Below are 3,697 nucleotides of genomic sequence, written 5' to 3' on the forward strand. Positions count from 1 at the left end.
GGCCACGAACCGGGCACCCCCGCCGGGCCGGGGTGTCCTCGTTCGGGATCAGCGGCACCAACGCGCACGTGATCATCGAGACCGCCCCGGCAACCACCGTGGCCGAGACCGCCCCGGCAGCCGATGTGGCCGAGGCGGACGAAGCGGTGTCGGTTGTGGTGCCGTGGATTCTCTCCGGCAAGTCGCCGCAGGCCGTGCGCGACCAGGCGGCGCGGCTGGTGTCGTTCGCGGACGGACAACGCCCGTTGGATGTGGGTTTCTCGCTGGCTACCACGCGGGCGGTGTTCGAGCATCGTGCCGCTGTCGGCGATCTGGACGGTCTGCGTTCGCTCGCTGAGGGGGTGCCCGCCGCGGGTGTGTTCGAGGGATTCACCCGGGATGCGGTCCGGACGGCATTCGTGTTTGCCGGTCAGGGCAGTCAGCGGGTGAGGATGGGGCAGGAGCTCTACGCCCGGTTCCCGGCGTTCGCCGAGGCCTTCGACGCCGTGTCCGATCGGCTCGGCGATCCGGTGCTGGACAACGAGGAGCTGCTCGGGCAAACCGAGTTCACGCAGCCGGCTTTGTTCGCGCTGGAAGTGGCTCTGTTCCGATTGCTGGAGTCCTGGTGCGTCACCCCCGATTTCGTGGCGGGGCATTCGATCGGTGAGATCGCGGCCGCACATGTCGCCGGTGTACTGTCCCTTGAGGACGCTTGTGCGCTGGTGTCCGCTCGTGGCCGTCTGATGCAGGCGTTGCCCGCCGGTGGTGTGATGGTGGCGGTCCAGGCTTCGGAAGCGGACTTGCCACCGTTGCCAGATGGCGTGTCTCTGGCGGCAGTGAATGGCCCGCATTCTGTGGTGATCGCCGGGACCGATACCGCGGTGTCGTCGGTCGACGGTTTCCAGACCCGCCGGTTGAACGTCAGCCATGCGTTCCACTCCGCCCTGATGGACCCGATGCTGGACGAGTTCCGCCGGGTCGTCGAAGGACTTTCGTTCGGGCGGCCGACGATTTCGGCGGTATCGACGGTGACCGGCGCGCTGGTGACCGACGAGTGGAGCGAACCGGAGTACTGGGTCCGCCACGTCCGGGAGACGGTCCGCTTCGCCGATGGTGTGCACGCGCTCGAAGCAGCTGGTGTCACCACGTTCGTCGAAGTGGGCCCTGACGGTGTGCTGTCCGCGATGGTCCAGGAGAACCTGGCCGATGCCACCGCAGTGCCGTTGCTGCGCAAGGACCGCGGTGAGGAAGCCGCGATCGTCGCAGCACTCGGGGAGCTGTACGTCCACGGGATCAATCCCGACTGGCCGGTGCTGTTCGCGGGCGGTCGCCGGGTGGAACTGCCGACGTACGCCTTCCAGCGCGAGCGGTTCTGGCCCAAGCCGAAGCTCGCCGCCGGCGACGCCTCAGCGCTGGGGTTGCGCTCCGCCGAACACCCGCTGCTGGGCGCCGCCGTGGAACTTCCCAGCTCCGGCGGGTTCCTGCTGACGACCCGGCTGTCGGTCGGTTTGTACCCGTGGCTTGCCGACCACGCGGTCGCGGACACGGTGCTGCTGCCCGGCACGGCGTTCCTCGAATTGGTGATCAGGGCCGCCGATGAAGCCGGCTGCGGCCGGGTCGAGGAACTCACCCTGGAGGCGCCGTTGGTGCTGCCAGGACAGGAGCCGGTCGCGGTGCAGGTGGTCGTGGACGCTCCCGACGAGTCCGGGCTGCGCGCGGTGGCCGTGTACTCGGCCACCGACAACGGCTGGACCCGGCACGCCAGCGGAAACCTGGCATCCGCGGTGAGGCCCGCTGCTTTCGACCTCACCGTGTGGCCGCCCGAAGGGGCGGAGCCGGTCACTCTCGACGGATTCTACGAACGCTTCGCCGAGGCCGGGTTCGCCTACGGCCCGACGTTCCAGGGCCTCACTTCGGTGTGGCGGCGCGGCGAAGAGATTTTTGCCGAAGTCGATCCGGGGGTGGTCGACACGAGCGGGTTCGGCCTGCACCCGGCGCTGCTGGACGCGGCCGTGCAGTCCGCGGTGCTCGCCGGCCTGGCCGAGACCGGAGGCGGGCGGCTGCCGTTCTTGTGGAGCGGGGTTTCCCTTTATGCCAACGGTGCTTCGGCGTTGCGGGTGCGGGTGAGCCGATCCGGCGAGCAAGCCGTGTCGATCGAGGTGTCCGACCAACTCGGTCAGCCGGTCGCCTCGGTGGAGTCACTGACCTTGCGCCCGGTCGACCTGGCCGGTCTGTCGAACACCCAGGCAGGCCCGGATGCGTTGTACCGGCTGGACTGGACGCCGATGCGCGCCGGAGCTCCTGGTACGGCGGCCGTGCTCGGCGAGCTCACCCTGCCCGGTTTCGAATCCTATGCGGACCTGGCCGCGCTGGGCGCGGCGATCGACGCCGGCCTGCCTGTGCCCGAGTCGGTGTTGATCCCGGTCACGACCGATCGCATTGAGGTTCCGGCCGCTGCGCGCGCGGTAACTGCCGAAGTGCTGGGCTTGGTGCAAGGTTGGCTCGCGGACCCGCGCTTCGCCGACGCGTGGGCGGTGTTCGTGACCCGCAACGCGGTTTCCGGCGGCGAACTCGTGGACGTCGCGGCCGCGCCGGTGTGGGGCCTGGTGCGCTCTGCCCAGACCGAGCACCCTGGCCGCTTCGGACTGGTAGACCTCGACTCGGAAGACGCTTCTCTGGAAGCCCTGCCGGGGGCGGTCGCACTATCCGAACCTCAAGCCGTCGTGCGTGGCGGGGAGATCCGGGTCGGTCGGTTGACGCGCGCCGCCGCAGACGGTCTGACGTTGCCTGCGGGTGGCGTTCCGTGGCGGTTGGGTGTTGGTGTTAAGGGTACGTTGGAGAATCTTGTGGTGGTGCCTGCGCCGGAGTTGGCGGGGGTGCTGGGTGTCGGTCAGGTGCGGGTTGGTGTGCGTGCGGCTGGGGTGAATTTTCGTGATGTGCTGACGGTGTTGGGGATGTATCCCGGTGATAACCGTTTGGTGGGTTTGGAGGGTGCCGGGGTCGTGTTGGAGGTTGGTCCTGGGGTGACCGGGTTGGTGCCTGGTGATCGGGTGTTCGGGATCTTCGAAGGCGGTCTGGGTTCGTTGGTGGTGTCGGATCAGCGGTTGCTTGTGAGGATTCCGGAGGGGTGGTCTTTTGAGGACGCGGCCACGGTTCCTGTGGTGTTCATGACCGCGTATTACGGTTTGAAGGATCTGGCGGGGCTTCGTGCTGGCGAGTCGGTTCTGGTGCATGCCGGTGCGGGTGGTGTGGGTATGGCCGCGATTGCGCTGGCGCGGTGGTGGGGTGCTGAGGTTTTCGCGACGGCGAGCCCGTCTAAATGGGACAGTCTGCGTGAGCTGGGTGTTCCGGATGATCACATCGCTTCGTCGCGGACGGTGGAGTTCGAGCAGCGGTTCGGTGAGGTCACCGGTGGTCGTGGTGTTGATGTGGTGCTGAACTCGCTGGCCGGTGAGTTCGTGGACGCGTCGTTGCGGCTGCTGGCGCCGGGTGGCCGGTTCTTGGAGATGGGCAAGACCGATGTGCGTGCGGTCTCTGACGTGGCCTATCGGGCGTTTGATCTGTTCGAGGCCGGGCTTGACCGGATGCAGGCCATGCTGGCGGATCTGGTGGATCTGTTTGACGCCGGTGCGGTGCGGCCGTTGCCGCTGCGGAGCTGGGATGTCCGCCGGGCGGTCGAGGCGTTCCGGTTCATGAGCCAGGCCCGTCATGTCGGCAA

The 3,697-nt window shown here is 68.0% G+C and carries 1 protein-coding gene; it reads left to right on the forward strand.

The features are described 5' to 3' along the window. Positions 1-3,697: acyltransferase domain-containing protein (locus ACWDKQ_RS35380; RefSeq protein ID WP_450143108.1), on the forward strand; the 3,697-nt coding region annotated here is incomplete at both ends.

Source organism: Saccharopolyspora sp. NPDC000995 (genome assembly GCF_053599315.1).